The 23,422-nt window shown below is 66.4% G+C and carries 18 protein-coding genes; 4 read left to right on the forward strand and 14 right to left on the reverse strand.

The window, feature by feature from the left end; translation table 11 throughout:
• Positions 1–93: 93 nt before the first annotated feature.
• Complete coding sequence (locus AC1VVK_RS11115; RefSeq protein WP_482903020.1) at positions 94–2,274, forward strand: putative bifunctional diguanylate cyclase/phosphodiesterase; 2,181 nt, start codon at positions 94–96, stop codon at positions 2,272–2,274.
• Between the two features lie 206 nt (positions 2,275–2,480).
• Here AC1VVK_RS11115 and AC1VVK_RS11120 read toward each other — a convergent pair whose 3' ends face one another.
• From AC1VVK_RS11120 to hisS, 9 genes are all read right to left on the reverse strand, one after another.
• Positions 2,481–2,999 (reverse strand): retropepsin-like aspartic protease family protein, encoded by a 519-nt coding sequence (locus tag AC1VVK_RS11120; protein ID WP_482903021.1) that lies wholly within the window; start codon positions 2,997–2,999, stop codon positions 2,481–2,483.
• A gap of 23 nt (positions 3,000–3,022) precedes the next feature.
• On the reverse strand, positions 3,023–3,760 hold the full coding sequence (locus AC1VVK_RS11125) for a hypothetical protein (RefSeq protein ID WP_482903022.1): 738 nt from the start codon (positions 3,758–3,760) through the stop codon (positions 3,023–3,025).
• Positions 3,757–4,887: a flavodoxin-dependent (E)-4-hydroxy-3-methylbut-2-enyl-diphosphate synthase gene (gene ispG / locus AC1VVK_RS11130; RefSeq protein ID WP_482903023.1), complete on the reverse strand. Its 1,131-nt coding sequence runs from the start codon at positions 4,885–4,887 to the stop codon at positions 3,757–3,759. Before ispG ends, AC1VVK_RS11125 begins: the two co-directional genes overlap by 4 nt.
• Positions 4,888–5,023: 136 nt before the next feature.
• Positions 5,024–6,241, reverse strand: coding sequence for a methionine adenosyltransferase (gene metK / locus AC1VVK_RS11135; protein ID WP_132388108.1), 1,218 nt, complete (start codon positions 6,239–6,241; stop codon positions 5,024–5,026).
• 41 nt (positions 6,242–6,282) lie between these two features.
• Positions 6,283–7,962 (reverse strand): apolipoprotein N-acyltransferase, encoded by a 1,680-nt coding sequence (gene lnt, locus AC1VVK_RS11140; protein ID WP_482903024.1) that lies wholly within the window; start codon positions 7,960–7,962, stop codon positions 6,283–6,285.
• A 173-nt stretch (positions 7,963–8,135) separates the two neighbouring features.
• Positions 8,136–9,089, reverse strand: a complete 954-nt coding sequence (locus AC1VVK_RS11145) for a DUF4167 domain-containing protein (RefSeq protein ID WP_482903025.1) — start codon at positions 9,087–9,089, stop codon at positions 8,136–8,138.
• 238 nt (positions 9,090–9,327) lie between these two features.
• The gene (prmC, locus tag AC1VVK_RS11150) at positions 9,328–10,188 is read right to left on the reverse strand and encodes a peptide chain release factor N(5)-glutamine methyltransferase (RefSeq protein ID WP_482903026.1); all 861 of its coding nucleotides are present in this window, start codon (positions 10,186–10,188) and stop codon (positions 9,328–9,330) included.
• 114 nt (positions 10,189–10,302) lie between these two features.
• The gene (gene prfA / locus AC1VVK_RS11155; protein ID WP_482903027.1) at positions 10,303–11,373 is read right to left on the reverse strand and encodes a peptide chain release factor 1; all 1,071 of its coding nucleotides are present in this window, start codon (positions 11,371–11,373) and stop codon (positions 10,303–10,305) included.
• Positions 11,374–11,551: 178 nt separating this feature from the next.
• Positions 11,552–12,808: a histidine--tRNA ligase gene (hisS, locus tag AC1VVK_RS11160; RefSeq protein ID WP_482903028.1), complete on the reverse strand. Its 1,257-nt coding sequence runs from the start codon at positions 12,806–12,808 to the stop codon at positions 11,552–11,554.
• 335 nt (positions 12,809–13,143) lie between these two features.
• Between hisS and AC1VVK_RS11165 the strand changes: the two genes are divergently transcribed.
• Positions 13,144–15,099, forward strand: coding sequence for a M61 family metallopeptidase (locus AC1VVK_RS11165; RefSeq protein ID WP_482903029.1), 1,956 nt, complete (start codon positions 13,144–13,146; stop codon positions 15,097–15,099).
• 289 nt (positions 15,100–15,388) lie between these two features.
• Positions 15,389–15,934: an inorganic diphosphatase gene (ppa, locus tag AC1VVK_RS11170; protein ID WP_132388120.1), complete on the forward strand. Its 546-nt coding sequence runs from the start codon at positions 15,389–15,391 to the stop codon at positions 15,932–15,934.
• A gap of 116 nt (positions 15,935–16,050) precedes the next feature.
• Here the strand turns inward: ppa and AC1VVK_RS11175 are convergent, their stop codons facing one another.
• From AC1VVK_RS11175 to AC1VVK_RS11195, 5 genes are read right to left on the reverse strand one after another with little or no spacing between them, the layout of a single operon-like run.
• Positions 16,051–17,079, reverse strand: coding sequence for a DUF2889 domain-containing protein (locus AC1VVK_RS11175; protein WP_482903030.1), 1,029 nt, complete (start codon positions 17,077–17,079; stop codon positions 16,051–16,053).
• A 31-nt stretch (positions 17,080–17,110) separates the two neighbouring features.
• The gene (locus tag AC1VVK_RS11180; protein WP_482903031.1) at positions 17,111–18,145 is read right to left on the reverse strand and encodes an NADP-dependent oxidoreductase; all 1,035 of its coding nucleotides are present in this window, start codon (positions 18,143–18,145) and stop codon (positions 17,111–17,113) included.
• Positions 18,142–19,464, reverse strand: a complete 1,323-nt coding sequence (locus AC1VVK_RS11185; protein WP_482903032.1) for a cytochrome P450 — start codon at positions 19,462–19,464, stop codon at positions 18,142–18,144. The genes AC1VVK_RS11180 and AC1VVK_RS11185 overlap by 4 nt, the downstream gene beginning before the upstream one ends.
• 2 nt (positions 19,465–19,466) lie before the next feature.
• Positions 19,467–20,279 carry an SDR family NAD(P)-dependent oxidoreductase gene (locus tag AC1VVK_RS11190; RefSeq protein ID WP_482903033.1) on the reverse strand — a complete coding sequence of 271 codons (813 nt, stop codon included), beginning with the start codon at positions 20,277–20,279 and terminating at the stop codon, positions 19,467–19,469.
• Positions 20,280–20,291: 12 nt separating this feature from the next.
• Positions 20,292–21,689 (reverse strand): aldehyde dehydrogenase family protein, encoded by a 1,398-nt coding sequence (locus AC1VVK_RS11195; RefSeq protein ID WP_482903034.1) that lies wholly within the window; start codon positions 21,687–21,689, stop codon positions 20,292–20,294.
• 268 nt (positions 21,690–21,957) lie between these two features.
• Between AC1VVK_RS11195 and AC1VVK_RS11200 the strand changes: the two genes are divergently transcribed.
• On the forward strand, positions 21,958–23,412 hold the full coding sequence (locus AC1VVK_RS11200) for an NAD-dependent succinate-semialdehyde dehydrogenase (RefSeq protein ID WP_482903035.1): 1,455 nt from the start codon (positions 21,958–21,960) through the stop codon (positions 23,410–23,412).
• Positions 23,413–23,422 lie beyond the last annotated feature (10 nt).

Raw genomic sequence — 23,422 nt, forward strand, 5'->3', positions numbered from 1 at the left:
TGCTTGGTGCTGGCGCGGCATTTGGCATGGTTACGCGAAAGTAACCCTCGCGCCTCTAAGGGAATGTCCTGAGATACTAGCAGGGCGCCAAGCATGGCCTGGAATTTCGGACGTACGGAAAAGAAGGGGCGCGAAGCCGGCGAGGCCGCGAACGCGATCGGCGCCGAGGATGCGCGCAATTTCTGCCGGGCGGTCGAAGGGATCGACGGGCTAGGCCTCTGGGCCTCCGACGCCGAGGGCCGCATCCGCTATCTTTCGGACAAGGCCCTGTCCCGCCTGCCTGCTGCCATTCCCGTGATCGGCAGCCCGCTGGCCGACATCTTCCAGACCTTCGACGATGGCGCCGGTTCGGGCCGCAGCCTGCGTTTCGCGTTGTCCCGCCGCTCGCGGTTCGAGAAGCTGGCAGTCTGCACGGGCGAGGGCGCACAGCGGCGCTGGTGGCTGCTTTCGGGCGAGGCGCAGACCGACGAAGGCGGCCGGTTCGACGGCTTCTGCGGCCTCTGCTCCGAAATCACCGACGAGCGCCGCATTGCCGAGGAAAACTCGCGCGAGGCGATGCACGATCCGCTCACGGGCCTGCTCAACCGCCGCGAGATGGCCCGCATGCTCGACCGCACCTTGCGCGCCTACAAGGCGCAGGAACGCCCCTGCGCGACGCTGCTGATCGATCTCGACCGCTTCAAGCAGGTCAACGACACCCTCGGCCATTCGAGCGGCGACGCCCTGCTGCGTCAGGTCGCCGAACGGCTGACCACCATCGTCGGCGATGCCGAGCGGATCTGCCGCCTCGGCGGTGACGAATTTCAGATCCTCGTCCCCGATGTCGAGGATCGTGGCGATCTCGGCGCCTTGGCCGAGCGGATCATCGCCATGCTCTCGCAGCCCTATTCGGTGGAGGGCAACCGCTGCATCATCGGCGCGTCGGTGGGCATCGCTATCGCCCCGTTCGACGGGCGCGATGTGGACGAACTGGTGCGAAATGCCGATCTCGCGCTCTATGCCGCCAAGCATGGCGGGCGCGGCCGCTTTCGCTTCTTCTCGCGCGAGTTGCTGACGGCGGCCGAGGATCGCCGGATGCTGGAGGAGCATCTCCACGATGCGCTGGCAAAGGGAGAGCTGGAACTCCACTACCAGCCCATCGTCGCGGCGGGCACCGATGTCGTGACCGGCGCCGAGGCGCTGATGCGCTGGAACCACCCGGAGAAGGGCGTCATCAGCCCTTCGCAGTTCATCCCCATCGCCGAGGAATCGACGATGATCTGCCAGATCGGCGAATGGGCGCTGCGCACCGCCTGCCGCGATGCCGTGGACTGGCCGGGCGATCTGCGCGTGGCGGTCAATGTCTCGCCCCGTCAGTTCACCGATCCCGGTTTTCCCGGCATCGTCGCCAATGCGCTGGCAGCATCCGGGCTGGCGCCGGAGCGGCTCGAACTGGAAATCACCGAGGGCGTGTTCCTGGCCGAAGGCGCTGATACCGATGCACGGTTCCGGGCGCTGAAGGCATTGGGCGTAAGGCTTGCGCTGGACGATTTCGGCACCGGCTATTCCTCGCTCGGCTACTTGCGCACCGCGCCGTTCGACAAGATCAAGATCGACCAGAGCTTCGTGCGCGGCACCGCCGAGGCGGGTGCGCGCAACAAGGCGCTGATCGCCGCCATCGTCGCCATGGCCAAGGCCATCGGCATGGAGACCACGGCGGAAGGTATCGAGACGCTGGACCAGCTCGCGATGCTGCGCGAACTCGGCGTCAGCCACATCCAGGGATTCATCTACTCGCAGGCGATCCCGGCCGAGGCTTTCCTCATGGCTGCCGGACAGCCCCATTGGGGTATCGCGCCCAGCGGCCCGGCCCGTCAGCGGGACGAGCGGATCTCGATGTTCCGCTGGATCGGCGCGATTCACGAGGACCACTATTACCCGGTGGTCCTGCGCAATATTTCCTCCACCGGCGCGCTGATCGAGGGTGTGGAGGATGTGCCGCTCGGCACGCGGTTCGTCGTCTATTTCGGCGAAGGCCAGCTCGAAGTGGCGACCGTGCGCCGCGCGATGGGGGAGCAGATCGGCGTCGCCTTCGAAAAGTCACTGGTAAGCGATGGCAATGGCGGCCTCTGCACGCGCACGCGGATCTCGCCTTATGACCTGATCAACGCCGGGCTGCCGGCGGACTTCGAAGTAACCACCACCCGCACGCCGATTGCCCCGCGCGATGGCCGGATCTCGATCCCCGCCTTCACCTCGACAGTGGGCCGCAAGGCGATTCAGGGAACGCTGTAAGCTTCTCGACCGGGCGCCGACGCCTGCCGACGGGCGACATGGCCTCTCGCGGAAAGACGGGCGATAAGTTGGCCCCCCCCCGTTCCCGCAAGGCAGCACTCTATGGACACCCCTGTTTCGAAAGTCGCCCGTGCCGCGCTCGTCTCGGTCGCGGCCATGGCCGGTTTCGTCGTCTGGTGCGGCCTTGCGGGATTTGGCGGGGCGATCTAGCCGCCACTGGCTCCGAGCGTCATATGCTCGCCCTCGATCCTGACGTTGCCGACGTGGGAGAGGAACGACTGGCCGAGCAGCGAGACATCCAGTCCCGAGGGCACGATTGCGGCCTGAACGTCATGCGCTTCCAGCCCGCCCAGTTCCATGCGCCCGATGCTGACCGGCACGCCGTAGACCGTCCCGTTGGCGCCGCGCCCGATGGGCATCAGATCGCTGTCGTTCCAGTCGAGCCCGATGGCGCGCGCGTCGTTGCCGGTCAGCGCGACGATGGTGGCGCCGGTATCGACAAGGAAGTGGGTGCGGCGCTGCTCGACATCGGCGTCGGCATAGAAATGCCCGTCAGGCGCGCGGGAAAGCACGGTTTCACCGGCGAGCCACGCCTTCTTGGCTGAACTGTCGTCGTGGCGGGTGGCGACTTTTGCATGATCGCTTCCACCGGCCTTGAGACCGGGCGCGATCCAGCCGACGAAGGCGACCGTGCCGACCAGCAGGAGGATAGGGCCCATGCGCATGGGCCAAGGCTAGGCGCGAAGGCTTAAGCGGCGGTAAAGCCGGCCTCGTCGCCCTCGTGATCGGCGGCATAGCCGTGATGCAGACCCGTCGCGGCCAATGCTGCCATCTGGCCGACCAGCAGGGCATCCCACGCCATCAGCCCCCAGACCAGCCATTGCGGCCGATCCAGCGCGGCAATATGGTCGGCGCGGTGCAGCGTCTGGAGCAGCAGCCAGACCGGGCCGATGTGAAGCAGGATCCGCAGCGCCTTGGCCCAGCCGCTGCGATAGGTGGCGACCAGCCCGGTTTCACGGTCGCCGAGCAGGCCGCCCACCATCAGCACGAGCCCGGGCAGGCTGGCGAGCGTCAGCGCCATGCCAAGCGTCGCTTCCGTCGCTGGCGAGAGTCGCGGTCCAAACATGCCGGGCAGCGAAACCGCGACCTGCACGAACAGCCCGAGCAGAACCTGCTTCCAGCCGATCCCGGCAAGGCTCCAGCCCCGAATCCCGGCACTGCGGTTCGCCCAGAACCGGGCGCCGACCAGCACCGCCAGAACCAGAGCCGCGATCTTCAGCACGCCGAAATTCGTGCGCATCGGATCGAACGCGAGGCTGGCGAAAGCATCCTGGCTGGCGAACATGCCGAGCCGGATTTCCACCGCGTGCTGCGCGAATTCGGGAAGCACCGCGATCAGCGGCACCAGCGGCGCCAGGCGCCACAGACGCAGCGAATCGCGCAGCGTCACGCCGATACTGGCAAGCTCACGGCTCAGGCGGTTCATTCGGCGGCCTGAGCTTCCCCAGCCGCGTTCGCCGCCTCGATCTCGGCCGCCTTGGCTTCGACCAGCTTGACGATGTGGTCCAGCATGTCCTCGGACTGGACGACATGGTCGGTCACGCCCGAAAGGTAGACCATGTGCTTGCCGTTGCCGCCGCCGGTCAGGCCGATGTCGGTTTCGCGGGCTTCGCCGGGGCCGTTGACGACGCAGCCGAGTACCGAAAGCGAGAGCGGCGTCTTGATGTGCTGCAAGCGGTCTTCCAGCGCCTCGACCGTGCGGATCACGTCGAAGCCCTGACGGGCGCAGCTGGGGCAGGAGACGACGCGGACGCCGCGCGTGCGCAGGCCGAGCGCCTTCAGCATCTCGAAGCCGACGCGCACTTCCTCTTCCGGCTCGGCCGAGAGCGAGACGCGCAGGGTATCGCCGATGCCCGACCACAGCAGCATGCCCATGCCGATCGAGGACTTCACGGTGCCGCCGATGAGGCCGCCCGCTTCGGTGATGCCAAGGTGCAGCGGGCAGTCCACCGCGTCTGCCAGCCCCTGATAGGCGGCAACGGCGAGGAACACGTCGCTGGCCTTCACGGCCACCTTGTATTCGTGGAAATCGTGGTCCTGCAGCAGCTTGATATGGTCGAGCGCGGATTCGACGAGCGCTTCGGGGCAGGGCTCGCCGTACTTTTCCAACAGGTCCTTTTCGAGGCTGCCGGCATTGACGCCGATGCGGATCGCACAGCCGTTGGCCTTGGCTGCGCGCACCACTTCGGCCACGCGTTCGGACGAGCCTATGTTGCCCGGATTGATGCGCAGGCAGGCCGCGCCTGCGTCAGCCGCCTCAAGCGCGCGCTTGTAGTGGAAATGGATGTCCGCGATCAGCGGCACGCGGGCTTCGCGCACGATCTCGCGCATCGCCGCCGTGCTCTCCACATCGGGGCAGGAGACGCGAATCAGGTCCGCCCCGGCATCCTCGCAGCGGCGGATCTGGTCGATCGTCGCCTTGGCGTCGGACGTCAGGGTGTTGGTCATGGTCTGCACCGTGATCGGTGCATCGCCGCCGACGGGGACATTGCCGACCATGATCTGGCGGCTCTTGCGGCGCTCGATGTCGCGCCAGGGACGTACGGATGACATGGCGCTTCTATAGTCGTTCACGGTGACGGTTTGAAGCGCGATTACGGTCGGCCCGGATCTATGCGGCGCAAAACGAAGAAGGGGGCGAGACCTTGCGGTCTCGCCCCCTTCCAATTCTTCACGCCTTGGCGTGCGCTCAGGCCAGAGCGGCCTTCAGCGCATCGGCCAGATCGGTGCGCTCCCAGGGGAACAGGTCGCCCTCGGGCTTGCGGCCGAAGTGGCCGTAAGCGGCGGTCGGGCCGTAGATCGGCTTGTTGAGGCCGAGGCCGACGCGGATGCCGCGCGGGGTCAGGCCGCCCAGCTTGTCCGCCGCGACCTTGGCGATCGCCACTTCCAGATCGGCATCGGCAACCGAACCGGTGCCGTGGGTGTCGACATAGAGCGAAAGCGGGGCCGACACGCCGATGGCGTAGGACACCTGGATCGTGCAGCGCTTGGCCAGACCGGCCGCAACCACGTTCTTGGCGAGGTAGCGGGTGACGTAGGCGGCCGAACGGTCGACCTTGGTCGGATCCTTGCCCGAGAACGCACCGCCGCCGTGGGGCGAAGCGCCGCCGTAGGTGTCGACGATGATCTTGCGGCCGGTGAGGCCGGCGTCGCCGTCAGGGCCGCCGATTTCGAACTTGCCGGTCGGGTTGATGTGGAATGCGGTTTCGTCGGTCACGAAGCCCTTGGGCAGGATCTCGGCCACGACCTTCTTCACATAGGCTTTGAGTTCGGCGTCCTGGGCACCTTCGTGGTAGCCGGGCTTGTGCTGGGTCGAAACGACGACAGCGGTCGCTTCCACGGGCACGCCGTTTTCGAAGCGCAGCGTGACCTGGCTCTTGGCGTCGGGCTCCAGGAACGGTGCGGCGCCCGAGTGACGGTCGGCGGCAAGGCGCTCAAGGATCTTGTGGCTGTAGTCCAGCGTGGCCGGCATGAGGTCCGGCGTTTCGTCGCAGGCGAAACCGAACATGATGCCCTGGTCGCCCGCGCCTTCGTCCTTGTTACCGGTCGAATCGACGCCCTGCGCGATGTCCGCGCTCTGCGGGTGCAGGTGGTTTTCGAAGACGAGGTCCTGCCAGTGGAAGCCGGCCTGTTCGTAGCCGATACGCTTCACGGTTTCGCGGACGACGGTCTGGATCTCTTCCTGTGCGCCATCTTCCCAGTGGCCATCGGTATCGATCATGCCCTTGCCGCGCACTTCACCCGCCAGCACGACGCGCTGGGTGGTGGTGAGCGTTTCGCACGCGACGCGCGCTTCGGGATCCTTGGAGAGGAAAAGATCGACGATAGCGTCGGAAATCTGGTCCGAAACCTTGTCGGGATGACCTTCGGAAACGCTCTCGGAAGTAAAGACGTAGCTATTGCGCATCTGGACACCACATATAAAGAAATCTTTATGTCCCCCCGGGTCTAGCCTCCCCGGCGGCGGAGCGCAATGCCCGAAACCGCAATCGCCAACAGAACTGCGGCAAGCGCCAGCGGCAAGCGATTGCCCCAGCGCGCAAAAGGCGTGGCTTCGTGGGCGGGCGGGATCAGTCCGTCGATCCGGCCGGCCTGATGCCAGGGCACGTAGGCGCGGACCAGACCGTCCGCGTCGATCACCGCGCTGACGCCGGTGGTGGTGGACCGCATGATCGGCAGGCCTTCCTCCATCGCGCGCAGGCGGGCCTGGGCAAGGTGCTGCGGCGGGCCCCAGCGGCCGAACCAGCCATCGGTGGAAGGATTGAAGATATAGTCCGGCCGCACGCGCGGATCGACGATCTGGCCGCTGAAGATGATCTCGTAGCAGATCTGAATCCCGGCCTTGCCCCAGTCACCGAAGTCGATCGTGCGCGGACCCGGGCCGGGCCAGAAGTCCAGCGCGCCGGGCACGAGGCGGGTGGCGCCCAGCGGTTCCAGCAGCCAGCGCAGCGCAAGATATTCGCCGTAAGGCACGAGGTGCGCCTTGGAATAGGAGGCGATGAGGTTGCCGTGCCCGTCGATGGCCGAGACCGAATTGCGCGCGGCCACTTCCTCATCGTCCTTGATGACGAGGTCCACGGCGCCGGTCAGCAGCAGGCCGTAAGGGCCGATCACCCGGCCGATGCGGCGGCGCGCAAGCACCGGATCACCTGCATACGTGTAGATGCGGTAGAGGTAGGAGGGATAGCCGTCGCGAATGTAGTCGCCCAGGCCCGATTCGGGCCAGAACACCACGCGCTTCTCGCCCGGCCGCCGGGGCAGCGAGAGGCGGGCCATGGTGTCGAAATTGTTCTCGAAATTGCGAGGATCTTCGATGAATTCCTGCCGGATATCGGGCTGGATCAGGGTGAAGCGAATCGCGCCTTCCGCGCGCGCGGCCCACGGGTCCGGCCGGGTCATCAGCATCGTCAGCGGGGCATAGACCGCCAGCACCGGCAGGACCCACGCCCATCGCAGGGCGCCCCGCCCGCCCAGCGCGAGCCGGACCAGCAGGCCGGGCAGGGCGGCCAGCAGCACCAGCACGCCGGAGAGCCCGTAGGTGCCCGTCCACGGGGTTATCAGGGCCAGCCCCCGCGTGTCGAAACCGCCCAGCAGCGCCACGCCCAGCGGGTTCCAGGCGAAGCCGGTGAAAAGCCACGCCCGCAGCCATTCGGCGACGATCCAACTGCCCGCGAAGGCCAGTCCCAGCACTGCGAAAGCCCCCGAGGCGCCTTTTGCCCCGGCTTTGTCCCGGTCCAGCTTCAGCACCAGCCAGCCGCCCGCCACCGCCAGCGCGGGGAAGAGCGCGAGGTAAAGCGAGAGGAGGAAAACCGCGATCATGCCCAGCCATGCGGGCATCGCGGCCTGATAGGTGAAGGCGGTTGCGATCCAGTTGTTGCCGAGCGTGAAGTGGCCCAGCCCGAAGCACCAGCCGATGAAGAAGGCGCGTTTCCAGCTAGGTGCGCAGGCCACCAGCTCGATCAGAATGGCGATCCCCAGCAGGGTGAGCGGCCATAGCGCCAGCGGCTGGAACCCACAGGCGGCGATGGCGCCGGCCAGAATGGCGGCAGGGCCGGTCACCAGTTTGCTCACAAGGCGCGGGTGCCGGGCCAGGATGGGGCGGCCGGATTCGGCCGGTACGGATTTCACGGCTGGGCCTCGCGGCGAAGGAGTTCCTTGGGCGAGGCTATGTACGGTAGTTGCCGCGCGGCGCAAGCGATCTCCGCATACGGACTTGCGCGGCCATCGCCCGAACAGAAACGGCCCGGGATCCACCTTGGCGGAACCCGGGCCGTTTCTGTTGGCGGCAAAAGACGCGGAACTTAGGAGTTCACGGCCTCAAGCGTGCTGTCACCAGCCTCGTCCGCAGGCGGCGTGGCCTTGCGGGTGCGGCGGCGGCGGGGCTTTTCCTCGGCCTTGGCGGCTTCGGCATCGGCTTCGGCGGCTTCGTCCGTGCTCGGCTGGGCCTTCTTGCTGGCCTTGGCCGAGATGGCCGGGGGCAGCGTGGAAGGATCGAGCGCAGGCTCGACGGCGGCTTGCGGGGCAGCTTCCACGGGGGCGGCATTGCCGTCCGCTTCGGCGGCTTCACCGTCCTCGCGGCGGTCGCGGCGCGGCTTGCGCTGCTTCAGACCGCGATTGCCACGGGGTTCGCCGCGAATGTCGCGAACGAAGGGGTTTTCGGCCGGTTCGTAGACCGAACGTTCGCCTTCGCTCTCGCCTTCGTTGCCGGCGGTTTCGATGCTGTCTTCGGCCGGAGCCTCGACACGCGGCGCACGTTCCTGACGCTCAGGGCGGTCCTGACGTTCGGGACGGTCCTGGCGCTCGGGGCGTTCCTGACGCTCCTGACGTTCGGGCCGATCCTGACGCTCCGGACGGTCCTGCCGTTCGGGGCGATCCTGACGTTCCTGCCGTTCAGGGCGCGGTTGGCGGTCCTGCTGATAGCTGCGCTCGGCCGTCGATTCGAAATCGCCGTAATCGTCGCCGTACTCGTCCGAATAATCGGGCGTGCGATCGTCACGACGGGGTTGGCGCGCGTCGTCCTGACGCTGTTTCTGGTCGGCCAGCACGCGGAAATAGTGATCCGCGAACTGAAGGTAGTACTCCTCCGTCACACGATCACCGTTGAGGTGGGAATCGTGGGCGAGCTTCCTGTACTTCTCCAGCAGCTGCGGCGCGTTGCCGCGTGCCCTGCTGTCGATCCGGTTCGTTTGCTGACCGCCCTGCGGGCGATTGTTACCGCGGCCGCGCCGACGGTTATTACCACGATTATTATTCAAGGATTATTTCCTCAAAACCCTGGGTATCGGCCGGATCCCATCGGGCCGAACTGCCGTACGTCACAAGATCACGGAGCGCCCCCGCGTGCCGTGACTTCCACCTCTGCCGTGCCGTGCAGCGTTGCTGCCGCGACTGTCATGCAAATGATGGAGATGAAGCGTCCGCATGGGAAATTCCATCCATGTGCCGCTTCGCCTTAATCCTTAGGCATTCCGGCGCCGGATTCCAAGCGGAATCTCACGCGCCTGTTGAAAACTCCAGCACGCGAGGGCGATTTCCAAGGTCGCGGTGCAAACGACTGGAAAGACCGGCTTCGCGCCCGATCGCCGCGACCGACTCGGCCTGCCGATAGCCGATCTCGACCAGCGCGACGCCGCGCGGGGCGAGCAGGTGGGCCAGCTGGGGCACCAGGATTCGATAGTCGTCCAGCCCGTGTTTACCCGAATAGAGCGCGCTGGCCGGCTCATAGGCGGCGACCGAGCGATCCAGCGCGACAGTGGTCTCGACATAAGGCGGGTTGGCGAGGATCAGGTCGAACGGACCGCCCAGCGCGTGGTCCCAGCCGGCGACGTGCCAGTCGGCCAGGGCCATGCGGGCGCGTTCGGAAAGTCCCAGCACCTCGGCATTGCCCGCCGCGACCGCAAGCGCGCCCGGCGAGCTGTCTATGCCCACCCCGCGCGCCTCGGGCAGATTGGCGAGCACCGCCAGCAAGAGTGCGCCCGATCCGGTGCCGCAGTCGAGCACGGTCCGGGCATCGGGCCGGGCAGCGAGCGCGGCCTCGACCAGAACTTCCGAATCGCCGCGCGGGATCAGCACGTCCGGGCCTACCGCGAAGGGCAGGCCGAAGAATTCCTGAGAGCCGGTGATGTAGGCGACCGGCTCGTGCCCGGCGCGGCGCTCGACCAATGCCGCGAAGCCTTCGGGCGCAGGGTCGCGCATGCGGGAGAGCAGCATGGACGAGCGCGTGGTGCTCAGTGCGTGCGCCATCAGCACTTCGGCGTCGAGCCGGGCGGTGTCGCTGGTTGCCGCGAGGCGGTCCGCGGCCTCGCGGATGGCTTCGCCGACGGTGGGGCCGAGGGCAGGGGAGGGCTCAATCATCCTTCGACAGGCTCAGGATGAGCGGTGAGTGTGGTGCAGGCGAAGAAATAACCAACCATTTTCAAGCCCGCTCGCCCTGAGCTTGTCGAAGGGCCAAGCACAACGCCAGCCCGGTCAAGCATCCATGGCCGCAAGGCGCTTGGCCTCGTCCTCGGCGATCAGCGCGTCGACCAGTTCGCCCAGACCCGGACCTTCGAGGACCTCGGGCAGGCGATGGAGCGTCAGGTTGATGCGGTGGTCGGTCACGCGGCCTTGCGGGAAATTGTAGGTGCGGATGCGCTCCGAACGGTCGCCCGATCCCACCATGGCCTTGCGCGCCTCGGCCTCGGCACCCTGCGCCTCGTCGCGCATCTTCTCGTAAAGACGCGCGCGCAGGACCTGCATCGCCTTGGCCTTGTTCTTGTGCTGGCTGCGCTCGTCCTGGCAGATCACGACCAGCCCTGACGGCAGGTGGGTGATGCGCACGGCCGAATCGGTGGTGTTGACGTGCTGGCCGCCCGCGCCCGAAGCGCGGTAGATGTCGATCTTGAGGTCCTTGTCGTCGATCTGGACATCGACCTCGGTCGGTTCGGGCAGCACCGCGACGGTCGCGGCCGAGGTGTGGATGCGTCCGCCCGATTCGGTGACCGGAACGCGCTGCACGCGGTGGACGCCCGATTCGAACTTGAGCTTGGCGAAAACGCCCGAGCCCGAGACATTGGCGACCACTTCCTTGAAGCCGCCGATGTCGCTGGCGTTGACGCTGATCATCTCGACCCGCCAGCCCTGTTCGGCGGCATAGCGCTCGTACATGCGATAGAGGTCGGCGGCGAACAGCGCGGCCTCGTCGCCGCCGGTGCCGGCGCGGATTTCCAGCATGGCCGGGCGCACGTCTGCGGTATCGCGCGGGAGCATGGCGATGGCGAGTTTGCGCTCGGCTTCGGGCAGCTCGGCCTTGAGACGGTAGACCTCCTCCTCGGCCAGCGCGCGCATGTCCGGGTCGGGATCTTCGAGGGTCTGGAGTGCTTCCAGTTCGCCGCGCATCGACACGATTTCGGCAGCGATGCGGGCCACGGGTTCCAATTCCGCATAGTCGCGGCTGGCGGCGACGAAGGCGTCGCCTTCCAGTGTGCCGGACGCAAGGCGCGCCTCCAGTTCGGCGAAACGGGCGCCGAGCTGGCCGAGGCGGGCGTCGGAAATGGACATCAGGTGGCTCCCACGCCGATTTCGATCCGCACTTTATCCGTCATCCCCGCGAACGCGGGGATCCCGCTTGTTCTGGCCGCGTGGCGCAAAGGAAGCGGGGCCCCCGCATGCGCGGGGGCGACGGCATTGTATGTCGCTTTGGTGTGTGTTGCGTCAGTCGAGAGGAGGTCAGCCGAAATCACGGGTGGACCGACTGGAGAACCTGCTCGACCGCGAGATATTCGGCGGTCGGCTCGGCGGCGCGCAAGTTGGCGACCGGCTGGCCGTCCTTCGTGCCGAACGAGATGAGCACTTTCGCACCCATCTTCACGGCCTTGTCGAAGCGCTTGCGCGGGCTGCCGGTGGCGATCATCTCGGCGTCGAGGCCCTGGAAACGCAGCGCGGTGATGACCTTCTGCGCATAGGCGAGCGCGGCATCGTCCTCGACCGCCAGCACCACGGTCAGCGGCGTCTCGGCCAGCGTGCCCGCATCGGCGACCAGCATCGCCAGACGCTCGATCCCCGCCGCCCAGCCGACGGCCGGGGTAGCCGGACCGCCGAGGCTTTCCATCAGCCCGTCATAACGGCCGCCGCCGAGCACAGTGCCCTGCGCGCCAAGACGGCTGGTGACGAATTCGAACGCCGTGTGGCGATAGTAGTCGAGCCCGCGCACCAGTGCCGGGGCGCGTTCGTAGGCTACGCCCGCCGCGTCGAGGCCCTGCGTCACCGCGGCGAAGAAGTCCTGCGCCTCGGCCGAGAGGAAATCGTCGATACGCGGGGCGTCAGCCACGAAGACCTTGTCGCGCGGATCCTTGGAGTCGAGGATGCGCAGCGGATTGCGCTCAAGGCGGTCCTGCGAATCCTCGGACAGATCGGCCTTGTGGGCGCGGAAGTATTCGATCAACGCCGCGCGCCAGCTGTCGCGGCTGGCCGCATCGCCCAGCGTGTTGAGCTGGAGCGTCACGCCTTCGGAAATCCCCAGTTCCTTGAGGAGCTGGTCGGCAAGCACCAGCAGTTCCACGTCGGCGGTGGGTTCGGCCGCGCCGATCAGTTCGGCGTCGATCTGGTGGAACTGGCGATAGCGGCCCTTCTGCGGGCGCTCGTAGCGGAACAGCGGACCGTGCGTGGCGATCTTTGCCGGGGCGAATTGCTTCCAGCCGTTGGTCAGATAGGCGCGCGCGATGCCGGCGGTGAATTCGGGGCGCAGCGTGAGCGGGTCACCGCCGCGATCCTCGAACGAGTACATTTCCTTGGATACGACGTCGGTCGTCTCGCCGATCGAGCGGGAGAACACGGCGGTATCCTCGAACACCGGCATTTCCGCGCGGCGGAAGCGGTAGAGCTTGCGAATGCGCTCGAACGTCTCGACGACATGCGCGAAAGCCTCGGCGTCTGCGCCGAAGATGTCCTGGGTTCCGCGGATCGCCTGAGGCGTCTTGGTCGATGTGCTGCTCATAACGCGCGCGCTTAGCCCGATTGCGGCGGCGGGGAAAGTGGCTGCGGTGCAAGCGGGCAATTGCGCGTGGAAATAGGCGGGCCCTGTCCTCCCCGGCACGGGGAGGTGGCAGCCCGCAGGGCTGACGGAGGGGAGTCGCGCCCTCACGCGACCGTTGCGTCGTGGCATCCTTCGACAAGCTCAGGATGAGCGGGGCGTAGTTCCCCATCCCCTCGAATGGATTCCGCTCATCCTGAGCTTGTCGAAGGACCGAAAATTACCGCACCCGCTCGACCGGAACGCATGAGTGAATTGGATGGTTGCCAAATCCCGCAACAGCCGCAAAGAATGGCGAAATGAAATATCGTACCGCGGTCGTCACGCTCTTCGCCCTCCTTTCCGTCTCCACCCCGGCGCTGGCGCAAGCTTCGGCGCAGGAGTCTGCCACGCGCACGACTCCGATGGCGCCCGCGCTGCCCGATCCGCTGCCCGCGGCGCAGGACAAGCCCTATGCGGGCACGATCACGCTCGACATCGATGCCAGCGACACCGTGCGCGGCGTCTATAAGGTGACGCAGCAGGTCCCAGTCGCCCCCGGCACGCGGAACCTGATCCTGATCCAGCCGAGCTGGCTGCCCGGCAATCACTCGCCCACCGGCCCCTTCGCGCTGCTGGCGGACATCCACTTCTTCGCGGACGGCAAGGAAATCACGTGGCAGCGGGACACCGTGGCCGTGAACGCCTTCCACCTCGACCTGCCCGCCGGTACCCAGATGGTGACGGTGAAGTTCGTCCACACCTCGCCGGTGCAGGCCAAGGAAGGCCGCATCACGATGACGCAGGAAATGCTCAATCTTCAGTGGGAGAAGATGAGCCTCTATCCGGCCGGCTACTACACGCGCGGGATCACCTTCAAGCCGACCGTCAAGTTCCCGGCGGGCTGGACCGTCTACACCGCGCTCGACGGCAAGGCCCAGCAGGGCGACACGGTCACCTGGAACCCGATCGATTACGAACGCCTTGTCGATTCGCCGATCTTCGCCGGCAAATATGCGCAGAGCTGGGATCTCGGCCACGGCGTGAACATGAATGTGGTGGCGGATGAGCCCAAGCTGCTCGGCATCAAGCCCGAGAACATGCAGACTTATCGCAACCTCGTCTCGCAGGCGCTGTTCACGTTCGGCGCCCGCCACTTCGACCATTACGACTTCCTGCTGGCGCTGACCGACCGCATGGGCGGCATCGGCCTCGAACATCACCGTTCGAGCGAGAACCAGATGGAACCGCGCGTCTGGGTCGATTGGGACAAGATGGACTGGGATCGCAACGTGATCCCGCACGAGTTCACGCATAGCTGGAACGGCAAGTACCGCCGCCCGGCAGACTTGTGGACGCCGGACTTCCAGCAGCCGATGCAGAACACGCTGCTCTGGGTCTACGAAGGTCAGACGCAGTTCTGGGGCTACATCCTCGCCGCGCGTTCGGGCGTGCAGACCAAGCAAACCACGCTCGACACGCTGGCCGGTGCCGTTGCCCGCTATGCCGAGGCGACGCCGGGCCGTGGCTGGCGTTCGGTGGAGGACACCACCCACGCACCGATCATCAACGAGCGCCGCCCGCTGCCCTACACCTCGATCACGCGCACCGAGGACTACTATGTGGAAGGCGCGCTGACCTGGCTCGAAGCCGACCAGATCATCCGTCAGGGTACCAAGGGCGCCAAGGGCCTCGACGATTTCGCCAAGGCCTTCTTCGGCGTGCGCGATGGCGACTGGGGCGAGCTGACGTACAACTTCGACGATGTCGTGAAGACGCTGAACGGCGTCTACCCCTACGATTGGGCCAGCTTCCTTAAGACCCGCATCTACGCCACCAACCAGCCGGCGCCCACCAAGGGCATCGAGATGGCCGGCTACAAGCTGGTCTGGAAGGACACCCAGAACGCCTACGAAAAGGGCCTCGGCGATTCGCGCAAGTCGCTGGACCTCAGCTACTCGCTGGGCGTGTCGCTCGACAATGAAGGCACTGTCACCGCTACGGTGTGGGACAGCCTTGGCTACAATGCCGGTCTGGTGGGCGGCGTGAAGGTCGTTGCGGTCAACGGCAGGGCCTATAGCGCTGACGGGATCAAGGACGCGATCACCGCGGCCAAGACCGCGAAGGAGCCGATCAGCCTGCTGGTGAAGCGCGGCGACGCGTTCCAGACCGTCTCGCTCGATTACCACGGCGGCCTGCGCTGGCCCTGGCTGGAAAGCACGACGCCGGGCAAGGTCAACGGGCTTGACCGCCTGCTGGCGCCGCGCACGAAATAAGTAAAACCGGCTCAGGCCGGCGACCATTCGGAGCGGGGTCGGGCCATGGTCCGGCCCCGTTTCGTTTGTGTGCAGGTGGCGGAAACGCGGGGGCGGGCGGCCGATGTTGTCACATCCGCGCACGGATCCGGTCATGTTTTGTCACGGCAGCGGTTCCGCGATCCTTGCGCCGCAAGTGCGAATAGGCGGTTGCGATGCATTAACCGTCCCGCTAAGCCCCGCCGTCAAAGTTCAAGGCGGCGCACGCTCAGTAGCGCCGCTCAAATCGTGCCCGTTGAAAAGGACCAACATGCGCATCGACATGATCCCTGTCGGCAAGAATCCGCCGGAGAGCCTGAACGTCATCATCGAGGTTCCCGTTGGCGGTGAGCCGGTGAAGTACGAATTCGACAAGGATTCGGGCGCGCTCTTCGTGGACCGCATCCTGCACACGCCGATGCGTTACCCCGCCAACTACGGCTTCGTTCCGCACACCCTTTCGCCCGACGGTGACCCGCTCGACGCGCTGGTCGTCGCGCGCTCGCCCTTCGTGCCCGGCTCGGTCGTACGCGTGCGCCCGATCGCCGTGCTGAACCTGGAAGACGAGCACGGCGGCGACGAAAAGCTCGTCTGCGTGCCCGACGACAAGACCTTCCCGTACTACTCGGACGTGCAGGAAAAGGGCGATCTTCCGCCGATCGTGTTCAGCCAGATCGAGCACTTCTTCACGCACTACAAGGACCTTGAGGCCGAGAAGTGGGTGCGCGTCGGTACCTGGGGCGGCGCTGACGAAGCCCGCCAGATCGTTGTCGAGGCGATCGAGCGCTATGAGGCGGACAAGGCTGCCAAGGCCTGAGCCACTACAAGTTCACACCCCATGTGAAGGAAGGGCCGGCGGAGTGATCTGTCGGCCCTTTTCCGTTCCGGGGTCGGACTGAATTCCTCCCGTCATAAGGGGAGGATACCCGAACGTCAGGCCGGCTGGCGCAGTTCTTCCACCAGCCTCGGGACATCGGCGAGTGCGCGCAGAGCGTCGTTGAGGTGCGTGCAGCCTTCCGGACCGCGCAGCATCTCCAGCACATCCTCACGCACTTGCCCGAGGTTGCGGCCGACGAGCCGCGCGACATTGTGGACAGCACCGGGGCATTCGCGGAACGGAAGGATGCGCGCCTCGGGTTCCAGGCTCAGCACTTCCAAGGTCTCCGCATCGACGGTTGCGCCAAGATTGTATTCGTGGATGGCGACGCGGCCGCCTTCGCGCAGCTTGGCGCTGTCCTGAAAGGCCGAGGCGATGCGGATCAGGCCGCCGTCGCGCGTCACGTCGATGCGGCGGGCGCGGCGGAAGCCGGGGCCTTCGTGTTCAAGGAACTGGTGCCAGCCCTCGGGATCGGCGGCGTTGCGAAGATTTCCCGCGTCCGCATCGGCCACTTTGTCGAGCGCGGCGGTGCCGGAAACACCGCTGTTGCCCTCCTGAAGGCCCCAGCAGACATTGGCGCGCTGGGCCAGCGCGGAAGCGCCGTCTTCCGCGCCCAGCCGCTCGCGCAGAAGGTCCATGCGTTCGGGGTACCACTGGCCCCACGCGAACGAGGAGACGAGCGCGGTGCCGGAAAGGTCGTCCAGCACGAGATAGAGCGGATCGGCCTGCGCGATCAGTTCGGGCATGATTTCGCGCAGGGCCATGCGCAGATGGCCGCCGGCGCGCGCGCCGACGAGTTGGCCGATCGTCGCCGGGGCCGGGTCGGCGGCGATCCGGGTGATCGTCTTGTCCTCGGTCATGCGCAGCGAGAATTCGCCGGTGGCCAGCGTATGGCCCTTGCCGTCCGGGCCGGTCAGGTAATCGCGTGCGCGGCCGACGAAAAGGCGCTCGCCTTCGGGCCCATCGGGCCAGGCCACATCGATGCTGGACGTGCGGCGTAGCGAGTTTGCGGGGCGCACCGGGGCCGGGTTCGCCGTCTGGCGCGGAGGCGGCGGGTAGGACGCGGAAGGAATCGACGTGGTCATGGTGGCATCCTGCGATTTTTGTTTTCGCCGGTCAGCCTGACACCTTCACCAGCAGCTTGCCTAGATGGTTGTTGCCAGAAAACACCCCGGCGAAGGCTTCAGGCGCGGAATCCAGCCCCTCGACCACCGATTCCGGGCAGCGGATGCGCCCCTTGGCGATCCAGCCGGCGATATCGTCCAGCGCCTGCTGGCCACCGACGAGGAAGCCGCCAAAGCCCTTTATCTCCAATCCCTTGGACATGATCGTGCGGAAAAATCCGGGCAGACGGTCAGGCCCGGGGCCTTCGAGTCCCATGCCGTAATAGGCGATGAAACCGCAGACCGGCATGCGCGCGCCGCGCTTGAGGTGGGGGAGGACGGCCAGCATCACGTCCCCTCCGACATTGTCGATGAAGACGTCGGCGCCTTCGGGCAGCGCCTTGGCGAGTTGCTCGGCGAAGTCGGGCGCCTTGTAGTCGGCGGCGGCATCGAAGCCGAGGTCGATCAGGCCCCGGCACTTGTCCGGCCCGCCGGCGATGCCGATCACTCGCGCGCCGCGTATCTTCGCGATCTGCCCGGCAAGGCTGCCCACCGCGCCCGCTGCGGCCGAGATGACCACCGTCTCGCCCGCCGCGACGCGGCCGATGCCGATCACGCAGGCATGGGCGGTCTGCCCCGGCATCCCCAGCGCGCCCAGCGCGGTGGAGACGGGTGCCTGCGCGGGATCGAGCTTTCTTGGCGGCCCGCGCCAATCGGCCTTGTCCGGCGCGACGAGGGCATATTCGCGCCAGCCGGTGCGATCCTCCACCACGTCCCCCACCGCATAGCCGGGGTGGTTGGAGGCGACGACTTCGCTCACCGTCGGGCCGTACATGACCTCGCCGGGATGGACCTGCGTTACGCCGGAAAGGCGCTTTTCGTCGATGGCGAAGCGGATCAGCGGGTCGAGGCCCAGCCACAGCGTCCGCAGCAGCACCTCACCCTCACCCGGCGCGGGAATCGGGGCCGCTTCCACGCGGAAGTCCGAAGGCTTCGGGTTGCCTTGCGCATAGCGTGCCAGCACGACCTGCTTCATGGTGCCGCTCACCTGAGTTTCACCGTCACCGCCGACATGCCGCGATGGTCGAGGCCGCGATATTCGGGCTTCGGCTTGGCCGGGTCGAGCGTCATGTTCGGGAAGCGGTCGAGCAATCCGTTGATCGCCACCACCATCTCCTGCCGGGCGACATCCATGCCCAGACAGCGGTGCGGGCCGAAGCCGAAGCCCATGTGATGCTCCTTGCGGCGGAAGATGTCGTATTCCTCGGGCTTGTCGAACACCGCCGGATCGTGGTTCGCGGCGCCGAGGCACAAGTGGATGCGGGTGCCGGCGGGGACTTTTACGCCCTCCATCTCGGTATCCTCCATGCAGAGGCGCATGAACACTGGATCGGTGGCACGCCAGCGCAGGCCCTCTTCCACCGCAAGGTCGATCAGGCTGCGGTCTTCCTTGCACGCATCCCAGAAGTGGCGGTGCGTCATCAGCGCATCGATGGTGATGCCCAGTTGCCGCCACGTGGTGCCGCCGCCCGCGAAGATGGCGAGCTTGCAGTAGCCGAACAGCTCATCTTCGGTGAGCGGGCGCTTGGAGCCGTCCTCGTGCGTGATCTCGCAGGCGATCAGGCCGGCGATCAGATTGTCACCGGGTTCGCGGTGGTTCTCTGCGATCAGGCGGCGCAGCGTGCCATCGACCCAGGCGCGGGCCTGCGCCGCTTCCTCGGGCGGCAGGTTGCGCGCGCCGAAGGTGGCGCGATTCAGCTGGTAACGGAACTCGATCACGTCCTCCCCCTCCAGCCCGATGGCGCGGGTGACGGTGGCCATTGGCAGGCGGGCGCAAAGGTCGGTGTTGAGGTCGGTGGTCTCGCGGTCCTTGATCTGGTCGAGCAGGACATCGACCGTCTCCTCGATCCAGCGCTTGTTCCACCAGTCCAGCACCTTGGGCCGCTTGAACAGCGGCTGCGCGGCGGAGCGCAGGCGCTTGTGCGGCTTGCCGACCATCGAGAGGATGGTGGTGCCGATCGTCCGCACACCCGCACTCTCGTTATAGCCCTCGGAGGAATAGAGCTGGTTTTCGCGAAAGCCGATCTCGCAAGCGCGGTAGGAGAAGAACGTCATGTTCTCGCGCGGCGGGCCGAGCATCGAGACCATTTCCGGCACGCCCAGCAGTTCGCGCAAGGTACCCTTGTGGACCGCGCCCGCCTCGCGCAGGCGGTTCATGTCCTCGGTATAGTCGCGCGTCGGGTCGACACCGGAATTGGCATCCACTTTGTCGACATCGAACATCTCCGCATAGCGCGGATTGTCCGATAGCAGCGATGCGAGCGCGTTGGAGCGGGAATCGTTACCCGAATAGGGACAGGTCGCCATGGTCAGCCTCCTACCTTGCGACCGGCCGAGAGCCCCCCGTCTACGGGAAGATTCACGCCGGTCACGTTGCTTGCGAGATCGGAACAGAGGAACAGCGCCGCCGAAGCGGTGTCGCGCGGATCGATGGCGCGGCCGAGCGGGTGGACGCGGCCCATGCCTTCGAGAATGCGGTCGCGGTGCTCGCTGTCGGGGTCCATGCCGGCATAGTGGGTGAGCATGCCCGCCGGGCAGACCGCGTTCACGCGAATGCCCTTGTCCGCCACTTCCATGGCGAGCGCGCGGGTAAGCTGCACCACCGCGCCCTTGGTGGCGCCGTAGAACACGCCGCCATAGCCGATCAGCCCCGCGACCGAGGCGGTGGAGACGATGGCCCCGCCGCCTTGTCCGTCCTTGGCCTGCCTCTCGAACTGCCGGATCGCCGACTGGCACCCGTGGACCACGCCCATCACGTTGACCTCGGAAACGCGGCGCATGTCCTCGCCCTCGCACTCGATCAGACTGCGCAGGCCCTTGCCGGGGACCGGGCTGATCGTGATCCCGGCATTGTTATAGAGGCAATCGAGCCGCCCGAAGGCCTCGACCGCCGCCGCGACGGCATGATCAACCGAGGCAGGATCGGCCACGTCGCATTCCACGGCAATGGCCTCGCCATTCTGCGCGCGGACCATCGCTGCCGTTTCCGACGCGTTGTCCGCATTCACGTCCGCCGCGATCACCTTGGCGCCGTGTTCGGCAAAGAGCAGGCAGGCGGCACGGCCAACGCCCGATCCGGCCCCGGTAATCAGTGCAACTTTGCCTTCGAGCAGTCCCTGCATGCTGGTCCTCCCTTACCCGCCGATGTTCAGCGTGGTCATGATCTGGAATTCGCGCAGGCCTTCGACGCCGCGCTCGCGGCCAAGGCCGCTCATCTTGATGCCGCCGCTGCTGGCATGGCTGGACATCAGCGCGCCATTGACGTTGACCGTCCCGCTGCGGATTTGCCGGCCCACTTCCAGCGCCTTGACCTTGTCCTTGCCGTGGATCCAACCGGACAGGCCGAAGCGGCTGTCATTGGCCATTTCCACCGCGTGATCGAGGTCGCGGTAACCGATCACCGAAACCACCGGCCCGAAGATTTCCTCCTGCGCGGCGGGATTGGCGTTGTCCGGCAAGTCGAGCACGGTCGGCTCGAAGAAATAGCCCTTTTCCAGCCCCTCCGGCCGCTTGCCGCCGCAGACCACGCGGCCGCCCCCGGCGACGGCGGCGGTAACGAAATGCTCGCACCGCGCGCGCTGACCCGCACTGATGACGGGGCCAAGCTGGCTCGCCGGATCGCGCGCCGGGCCGATCTTCACGCCGGACAGCAATTTCGCCATCGCCTCCAGCACTTCGGCCTTGCTCTCCTGTGGCACGAAGACACGGGTGCCCAGTACGCAGCCCTGCCCGGCGTGTGAGGTGCAGACGCTCATCGCCGCCATCGCCGCGCGGTCCACCGAATCCGGCAGATAGATCTGCGCCGACTTGCCACCCAGTTCGAGCACCAGCCGCTTGAGCGTGGTCGCCGCCTGCTTCGCGACTTCGACGCCCACGGTGGAGGAACCGGTAAAGCTCACCATGTCCACGCGCGGATCGCTGGTCAGGGCCTGCGCGCCGTCCACGCCCTGCTCGATGACAAGGTTGAACACACCCTTCGGGAGGCCCGCTTCCTCAGCCGCCTCGGCAAAGACCAACGCGGACAGCGGCGTCAGCGGATTGGGCCGCAGGATCACCGTATTGCCCGCCATCAGCGCGGGCACGACTTTCCAGAGCGCGGTATAGAACGGCACATTGTAGGCCGATATCGCCGTCACCACCCCGATCGGCGACCAACGCGTCACGCTCTGCACCGCGAAATGGGCGTTCACCCGCTCGTGCAGGGGTAGCGGATTGTCCTCCACCTCGGGCAGGCGGAGGAACAGTTCGACGATCTCGCGCGCCATGCGCAGCGGCGAGGCGACTTGCGCGCCCATGACCGTGGAGGAAACCGGACAGCCTGCTTCGCGCACGGCCAGTTCCTTCAGCCGGTCTGCGCGGGCGGCCATGGCGCCGGCAAAGCGCATCATCGCCGCGCCGCGTTCCGCCATCGTGAGGCCGGACCACACACCCGAATCGAAAGCCCGCCGCGCGGCGGCAATCGCGCTCTCCACCTGATCCGGCGAAAGCCCGATAACCTGCGCGACATGGCTCTCGTCGGACGGATCGAGCACGTCGAACGCCCCGCCGTTCCCGGCAACGAATGCGCCATCGATGAAGCCTGCGTGAGTCAGCGGCTCTCTCCCAGATAATTCGTATTTGCGAATTTGTTTTCGCAAACGAGACTATCGAAGCGGAGAAGGCGCGTCAATCGCGAGGGCGCTGGCTGGAACCGGATCGTCCGCTTGCGGTTGCCTCGCTATCCGGGGCTGCCTATCTCCGGCATCAGCCCGCGGCCTCAGGAATGTGGCGCGCACGAAACGAGCGAGGAACCGCAAGACCATGGCTTTCACCGATTTCCTCCGTCAGCAGTGCTACATCGACGGCCAGTGGTGCGATGCCGATAGCGGTGCCACGTTCGAAGTCACCGATCCGGGCAGCGGCGCCGTGCTCGGCACTGTGCCGAAGATGGGCGCAATCGAGACCAACCGCGCCATCGACGCGGCCGAAAAGGCGCTCCCCGCCTGGCGGGCCAAGACCGCCGGTGAGCGTGCCAAGCTGATGCGCAAGCTGTTCGAACTGATGATCCAGCATCAGGACGACCTTGGCGAGCTGCTCACCCGCGAACAGGGCAAGCCGCTGGCCGAAGGGCGCGGCGAGATCGCCTATGGCGCCAGCTTCATCGAATGGTTCGGCGAAGAGGCCAAGCGCGCCTATGGCGACACCATCCCCGGCCATGCCGCCGACCGCCGCATCGTCGTCATCAAACAGGGTGTCGGCGTCGTCGCTGCGATCACGCCCTGGAACTTCCCCAATGCGATGATCACCCGCAAGCTGGGCCCGGCATTGGCGGCGGGCTGCACGATCGTCATCAAGCCGGCTTCGGCCACGCCCTATTCGGCGCTCGCCATTGCGCATCTGTGCGAACTGGCGGGCATTCCGGCGGGCGTCGTCAATGTCGTGACCGGCAGCGCCGGGCAGATCGGCTCTGCGCTGACCGCCAGCCCCAAGGTTGCCAAGCTGACCTTTACCGGCTCCACCGAGATCGGCCGCGACCTGCTGCGCGAATGTGCCGAAACGATCAAGAAGACCTCGATGGAACTGGGCGGCAATGCGCCGTTCCTCGTGTTCGACGATGCCGATGTCGATGCCGCGATCGACGGCGCGATGATCTCCAAGTTCCGCAACGGCGGCCAGACTTGCGTCTGCACCAACCGCTTCTACGTGCAGGACGGCGTCTATGACGAGTTCGTCGAGAAGCTCGCCAAGCGCGTCTCCGCCATGAAAGTCGGCTACGGCATGGACGCGGGCACCGAAGTCGGCCCGCTGATCGACGTGAAGGCGGTCGAGAAGGTGGAGGAACACCTTGAAGACGCCATCGCGGGCGGCGCCAAGGTTCTGGCAGGCGGCCAGCGCAACGAGCGCGGCGGTTCGTTCTTCAACCCCACCGTGGTTGCGGGCGTGAAGCCGGACATGAAGCTGGCGAAGGAAGAGACTTTCGGACCGCTGGCGGGCGTAATCCGCTTCACCGACGAGGCCGACGCCATCCGCATGGCCAACGATACCGAATTCGGCCTTGCCAGCTATTTCTACGCCCGCGACATCAGCCGTGTCTGGCGCGTGGCAGAGGCGTTGGAGGCGGGCATGGTGGGCATCAACACCGGGCTGATCTCCACCGAAGTGGCGCCGTTCGGCGGCGTGAAGCAATCCGGCCTCGGCCGCGAGGGATCGCACTATGGCCTCGATGACTACATGGAGGTGAAGTACCTCTGCATGGGGATCAAGCCGGCGGCGTAAGGCACCCACT

The organism is Novosphingobium sp. BL-S-32 (genome assembly GCF_056857055.1).